The 5,357-nt window shown below is 53.3% G+C and carries 9 protein-coding genes and 1 pseudogene; 2 read left to right on the forward strand and 8 right to left on the reverse strand.

Annotated features, from left to right (window positions below; genetic code table 11):
• The 5 genes and pseudogenes from B5F88_RS18250 to B5F88_RS18265 all read right to left on the reverse strand — a co-directional run.
• Window positions 1-261 (reverse strand): TnpV protein (locus tag B5F88_RS18250; protein WP_087348852.1); only part of this gene is annotated, 261 nt, incomplete at its 3' end.
• Between the two features lie 103 nt (window positions 262-364).
• Window positions 365-520, reverse strand: coding sequence for a hypothetical protein (locus tag B5F88_RS21165; protein WP_204246268.1), 156 nt, complete (start codon window positions 518-520; stop codon window positions 365-367).
• Window positions 521-618: 98 nt separating this feature from the next.
• A complete protein-coding gene (locus B5F88_RS18255; protein ID WP_087348854.1) occupies window positions 619-798 on the reverse strand; it encodes a hypothetical protein in 180 nt (59 codons plus the stop codon).
• A gap of 418 nt (window positions 799-1,216) precedes the next feature.
• A complete protein-coding gene (locus B5F88_RS18260) occupies window positions 1,217-1,297 on the reverse strand; it encodes a hypothetical protein (RefSeq protein WP_242959882.1) in 81 nt (26 codons plus the stop codon).
• Window positions 1,298-1,316: 19 nt separating this feature from the next.
• Window positions 1,317-1,742 (reverse strand): annotated as a pseudogene (locus B5F88_RS18265) (type IV secretory system conjugative DNA transfer family protein); the annotation flags it as partial.
• 148 nt (window positions 1,743-1,890) lie between these two features.
• On the opposite strand from B5F88_RS18265, the gene B5F88_RS18270 reads away from it, so the two are divergent.
• Together B5F88_RS18270 and B5F88_RS18275 are read left to right on the forward strand one after the other, a co-directional pair.
• Window positions 1,891-2,148, forward strand: coding sequence for an AbrB/MazE/SpoVT family DNA-binding domain-containing protein (locus tag B5F88_RS18270; protein ID WP_087348856.1), 258 nt, complete (start codon window positions 1,891-1,893; stop codon window positions 2,146-2,148).
• On the forward strand, window positions 2,132-2,548 hold the full coding sequence (locus B5F88_RS18275; RefSeq protein WP_242959880.1) for a putative toxin-antitoxin system toxin component, PIN family: 417 nt from the start codon (window positions 2,132-2,134) through the stop codon (window positions 2,546-2,548). The genes B5F88_RS18270 and B5F88_RS18275 overlap by 17 nt, the downstream gene beginning before the upstream one ends.
• Window positions 2,549-2,616: 68 nt before the next feature.
• Here the strand turns inward: B5F88_RS18275 and B5F88_RS18280 are convergent, their stop codons facing one another.
• From B5F88_RS18280 to B5F88_RS18290, 3 genes are read right to left on the reverse strand one after another with little or no spacing between them, the layout of a single operon-like run.
• Window positions 2,617-2,808 carry a transposon-encoded TnpW family protein gene (locus tag B5F88_RS18280; RefSeq protein WP_087348860.1) on the reverse strand — a complete coding sequence of 64 codons (192 nt, stop codon included), beginning with the start codon at window positions 2,806-2,808 and terminating at the stop codon, window positions 2,617-2,619.
• Window positions 2,809-2,852: 44 nt separating this feature from the next.
• Window positions 2,853-3,725 (reverse strand): ATP-binding protein, encoded by an 873-nt coding sequence (locus tag B5F88_RS18285; RefSeq protein WP_087348862.1) that lies wholly within the window; start codon window positions 3,723-3,725, stop codon window positions 2,853-2,855.
• An 11-nt stretch (window positions 3,726-3,736) separates the two neighbouring features.
• On the reverse strand, window positions 3,737-5,242 hold the full coding sequence (locus B5F88_RS18290) for an FAD-dependent oxidoreductase (protein ID WP_275532960.1): 1,506 nt from the start codon (window positions 5,240-5,242) through the stop codon (window positions 3,737-3,739).
• Window positions 5,243-5,357: the final 115 nt, after the last annotated feature.

Here is a 5,357-nt window from a genome sequence, read left to right on the forward strand (position 1 = left end):
TTTCAGGGCTTCTGTGACGCCCTCTTGCTGCATCATGGCTTTTTCGATAATTTCCAGCCGCTCCCGGCAGGCGGTGTCGATTTCCTCCAAATGGGGAAACAGTTTTTCAGTGACAATGAGATCGGTATACAGAATGGGCCGGTGTTCTTTTAAGTAGGCACGGCGCAACCGGCCATATTTCCCGATATGGTACTCTTTGGTGTCCAATAACACAAGGTCAGGAATGAGATAATCGCCGCATTTGGTGTAAGTCAGTTCCATACAAGACTCCTTTCGTGGGAATGTGGTTGACAGTTACGGTAGGTTTGAGGGCATCCCTCCTTTATCATAACTGTCTTTTCATTCGCCACAAATGAGCCGTCAGTCATGATGTAATGTTTTTTGGTGTATTCCACCCTCTATACATTACATCATGGTTGCCGATGCTGTAACTCTCGCCCTCCAGGTTGTCATCGCGGGAAAGCCGCTCATAGAGGAACGCGGTCACATCACGGGATTTGCGGTTGTTCGACTGTCTCATTCAGTCCTCCTTCCTCCGGGACAGCCGAATAGCAAATATAACTTGTCTATGTTCATTATACCGCCGTCCGCCGTCCCTGTCAGCCGGGTCCGGGAGATTTACTTTGCTTCGCTCTCGGACTTCATCAGCCTCAGAAGGATGCTGCCCAGGGTATCCGGGCCATCTTGCCGAAAAACAGGTTCAACGACAAACGACCTATTGCCGAAGCGATAGGTCGTCTTTTCATCTAATGATTTATTGGATGTGCCGGTCTTGCCGGCAGCAGTTTTTTCTTGCATAGAATGACCCCCTTTCGCAAGAAAGATCAATACGAAAGAGGCAGAAAACGGACGGCTGCTGGCACAGCTCCACGGGAATTTCACCCCGGCCCATGCTGATGGGTGCGGCGCACGATGCTTTGCGGGCGTCCAATGCGCGAGTCTCATTATCCTGCCTGCATATCATCGCCCACAAGCTGCCACACCTGTTTTACGGCCCAGTTTTGTCGCTCACCTGTTTGGTAGGGGTCCCGTCCTGCGGACTTGCAACAGGGTCATGGCGCACCGGCCGACCGGCTCCACGCAGACAGATCGTATCCGTCTGCCTTATGCTGCGCCGGAGGCCTCCCGCCGGGCTTTCTTTGTCAAGGAACTTTCGTCTTGGCTGTCGGATCGCTGGGGCAAGGAAAGGGAGCCGTGAAACTTGCCCCGGACGATTTTAGACCGGCAGTACCTTGAAACCTGTTACGATGCTATGGATCAGCTTCGTTTCCAGCCTGAGCCGCATATCTTCATCCACATACAGGTACTCGTTCCCATAAGATCGTTTCCGCGTTGTCCTTGTAAATGGCCTTGCACTGCGCGTACTGCTGATAGAACAGGCACAGACTCACCTCGCGGGAACGGATCACGGCCACCAGCTTCTCCAGGGAGGGCACCTGCCCCGTGTTGGCCGCCTCGTCCCACAGCACCCGCACATGATGGGGCAGGCGGCCCCCGTGAACATTGTCCGCCCGTTCACACAGAAGATTGAACATCTGCGAAAAGGCCAGGGCCACAATGAAGTTATAAGTCGGAGTGGTGTCGGAAATCGTGAAGAAAACCGCCGTTTTCCGATCCCCGATGCGGTCAAGCTCCAGTTCGTCATAAGACATGATCTCCCGGAGCTGGGGGATGTCAAAGGGGGCCAGCCGGGAGCCGCAGGAAATCAGGATAGATTTTGCAGTTTTGCCCGAAACGAGTTGTCAAGGGCTTTTTAATCAAATTCACGAAAAAGTCACAAACAAGCGTCTTTTTATCGCTTGGACGAGTTTACTTTTCCCGGCGCATGGGATATAATATAAGCAGAGATAAAGAAAACTTGAGTTCTAAAGAACAGAAAGGGTGACTTGTATGAATTTGGCGAAAATCTCTGCAAACGGTCAAATCACTGTGCCGGTAGAAATCAGGCGGCAGCTTGGGCTGAAATCCGGCGATAAAATCCTGTTCCTCCAAAAGCAGAATGGAGAGATCGTTGTCAGCAACGCCTCCGCTGCGGCCATCCGAAAAGCACAGGCCGCCTTTGCCGGGGCCGCTGATGCACTGGGCGTATCCAGCGAGGATGATATTCAGGCGCTTGTAGACGAAGCGCGTTATGGAAAGGGACGATAAAATGCGGATATTGGTAGACACAAACATTCTGTTTTCCGCATTGGTTTTTCCCCGTTCCAAACCGGCGCGGGCGTTGCTCTACATCGCAGACAATCACGAAATAGTCCTGTGTGACCGCAACATCGCAGAGCTGCGGGATATTCTCGGACGGAAAGCGCCAAAGTATCTCCCGGATGCCGAAGTGCTGCTGGCAGAGATGTCCTATGAGTTAATTCCTGCGGTAGACCATGCGGAAAAGCTGATACGCGATGCAAAAGACCAGCCGATCTTAAACGCGGCCATTGTGTCGGATGTGGATATTATCCTCACCGGCGATAAAGACTTTTTAAGTCTGGATATGGAACATCCAAAGTGCATGACCGTCGCACAGTTTCTCGAAAGTGAAGGCGTGGAGGATTGACCTCTGCGCCTTTTCTCCTGGCATGAAAAGGGCCGGAAGCCTGTTTGAAGGTTTCCGGCCCACTGTGTTTACATCTGCTGTATCTCGTTTTTGAGCATACGCTTGATTTTATCGCTCATGGTTTCGGTGCTGGTCTGGCTGAAATGGACGCGCACCTTGTAGGTGGTCTTGCCGATTTTCTTTACCAGCGCGGGGGCGTCCTCCGGCACTCTGGCCGGAGTGGTGTCTGCGGTCTGCATGGTGCGGGTTTCTTCGCTCATGGCGCTCCTTTCTCCGGGCGGGGCTGCGCCGTCCGGCAAAACAATTATTCGCTCTTACGGTTCACAATGTCTTTCGCCGCCTGCTTGGTGGCCCCGGCGTTTTCCTCTCGGAAGTTTTTCCCGGCAAAGAGGATCGGGGCGCACCGTTCCAGGATACGGTCATAGATACGGGCGTGGGCCAGGTCGGGCGGGTTCTTGAGTTCGGCCAGTTTCAGGTTGGTGGTGATGATCATGGGCCTGCGGCTGCGGTAGCGGCTGTCAATGACGAAAAACATCTGCTCCATCGCATACTCGGTACTGCGCTCCACACCCAAATCGTCAATGATGAGCAGGTCGTACTCGTCAAAGCTGGCGATAAAGTCGGCCCTGTCCTGGTCGAACATCCCTGTCAGGCGGTTCAGGATGGTGGGAAAGTTCGTCATCAGCACCGGCACATCCCGGTCAAGCAGGGCGTTGGCGATACAACCGGCGAAAAAGGACTTGCCGGTTCCCACATCCCCAAACAGCAGCAGGCCGGTGTTGTTTTTGTATGCCTCCTTCCAGTTCTCCACATAGGCGCGGGCCTTGTCCATCAGGGGATTTTGGCCGTTGTCGTTGGCAAAGGTGTAGTCGTACAGATAGCGGTCTTGCAGGCCCTGGGCCTTCCGGCGCTTGATACGCTCCATGCGGCGCTGCCGTTCCTCGGTGGCTTTGCGCTGTTCCTCGGCCTCCCGCTGGCACTGGCAGATACAGCGGGGCATGAAGTAGCCCGGTTTCCCAAAGCATGGCACAACGGTCTGCCTCTGGCCGCCGCACTTCTTACAGTGAATGAGGCCGTCTGCCGGGTCTATGTACTCGTCCCCGGCCAGTTCTACACCGGCGGCTGCCTTGTCGATCAGCGCCCGGATTTCTGCTGTACCGCCGCTTTTGAGTGACATGAGGTACATTTTCAGCAGCAGATTGGAGTACAGCCGATCACCTTTGCGTCGTCGATACCCGGAACCTTCGGCATAATCGGGACAGAGCCAGTCGCCAGCACAATCACATCAGCGCCCATGCCTTTCAGCTCCTTGGCGGTCACTGTTTCCCCTGTATGGACTTCTACCGGCAGCAGACTCAATTCATCCTGATACCAGGCGTTCAATTCCCGTACCTCTTTTTTGAAGCTGTGAGAACCACCGGGAATCAGATTGCCACCCAGCTTATCATTTTTTTCATACAGAGAAACCTTATGTCCCCGCATGGCGGCAACTCGCGCCGTTTCCATACCGGCTACGCCACCACCTACAACGACTACCTTCTTCGGTTGTATTGCGGGACGCATAGCAAAGCGGATTTCACGCATAGCGGTTGGATTCACTGCACAGGTAGGCTGTTTTCCCTGCTGAAGTCGGGTAATACAGCCCTGATTGCAAGCGATACAAGGACGGATACGTTCCGTGTGTCCAGTCAGTACATTGTTCGGATATTCCGGGTCAGCCAATGCTGCCCGCCCCATTACCACAGCGTCGATTTTTCCATCCCGAATCGCTGCTTCGGCAATGTCCGGGTCGTTCATCCTGCCACCTGCAAGAATAGGAATGTTCACGGCTTCTTTTGCCTTTGCTGCCATTTCCACAAGATAGCCTTTCGGCATATACATGGGCGGGCAGGCATAGTAGAAGGAATCGTAAGTGCCGGTGTCCACACTCAGGCAGTCATATCCGTAAGATTCCAGCAGCTTCGCAATCTGGATGCCTTCCTCCAGTGTCCTTCCGGCTTCGTCCTCGCCGGTAAGCGTTGCTTTTTCAAAGTCTTTTACAAAGGTTTTCAGACCCAGCCGCATACTCACAGGATAATTGCTGCCGCACTCCTGCTTGATTCCTTCTAAGATTTCTTTTGCGGCGCGCAGACGGTTCTCCAAACTGCCGCCATATTCATCAGTACGGTGGTTCATCATGGACAAAGCAAACTGATCCAGAAGATAGCCCCAGTGAATGGAGTGGACTTCCACACCGGCGAAACCGGAATCCTTTGCAATTTTCGCTGCCTTAATAACCGACTCAATCTTTGACTTGATCTGGTCATGGGTCAGCTCCGGCGAAACTTCTCCCGGATGGCGAAATACATGAACAGAGGACGGGGCGGGAAGGTTCGGATAATTACGCCCCAAGCCCATCGTAATCTGTGCGAAAATTTTTGTTCCATAGGCGTTTGCCCGTTCATTCAGTTCCGTTGCAGTCATTTTGAAAGCGTCCGGATTTTGAAGAATTGCAGGCCCAATACCTGTATAAGGGTCAACCGTACAGTCCGCTGCCAACGCCCCGGTGAAAATCAGACCAAAGCCACCCTTCGCACGTTCCACCAGATACTGTATGGTTTCGTCCTTCAGTCCACCTCCGGGAAGGTGATGTTGCCCTCCGCCGATGGGAGCCATGCAAAACCTGTTTTTGATTGTCAAGCTGCCGATTTGCAGCGGCTTGCCTAGGGCTTGTTTGAAAAATCAGGAGACTTGTTCTAAGTCAACAGAATTGCAATGGCGGCAAGGTGAACGAAGGCCAAGAAGGAGGTGTCCAGCATGTCGTATCTGG

This window comes from Flavonifractor sp. An306, assembly GCF_002159455.1.
In the GTDB taxonomy this organism is placed as follows: domain Bacteria; phylum Bacillota; class Clostridia; order Oscillospirales; family Oscillospiraceae; genus Flavonifractor.

Bases quoted from the DNA above. Each gene is read 5' to 3' on its own strand.
- B5F88_RS21165 (WP_204246268.1), bottom strand. From the start codon at position 520: ATGAGACAGTCGAACAACCGCAAATCCCGTGATGTGACCGCGTTCCTC.
- B5F88_RS18255 (WP_087348854.1), bottom strand. From the start codon at position 798: ATGCAAGAAAAAACTGCTGCCGGCAAGACCGGCACATCCAATAAATCA.
- B5F88_RS18270 (WP_087348856.1), top strand. From the start codon at position 1,891: ATGAATTTGGCGAAAATCTCTGCAAACGGTCAAATCACTGTGCCGGTA.
- B5F88_RS18275 (WP_242959880.1), top strand. From the start codon at position 2,132: ATGGAAAGGGACGATAAAATGCGGATATTGGTAGACACAAACATTCTG.
- B5F88_RS18280 (WP_087348860.1), bottom strand. From the start codon at position 2,808: ATGAGCGAAGAAACCCGCACCATGCAGACCGCAGACACCACTCCGGCC.
- B5F88_RS18285 (WP_087348862.1), bottom strand. From the start codon at position 3,725: ATGTCACTCAAAAGCGGCGGTACAGCAGAAATCCGGGCGCTGATCGAC.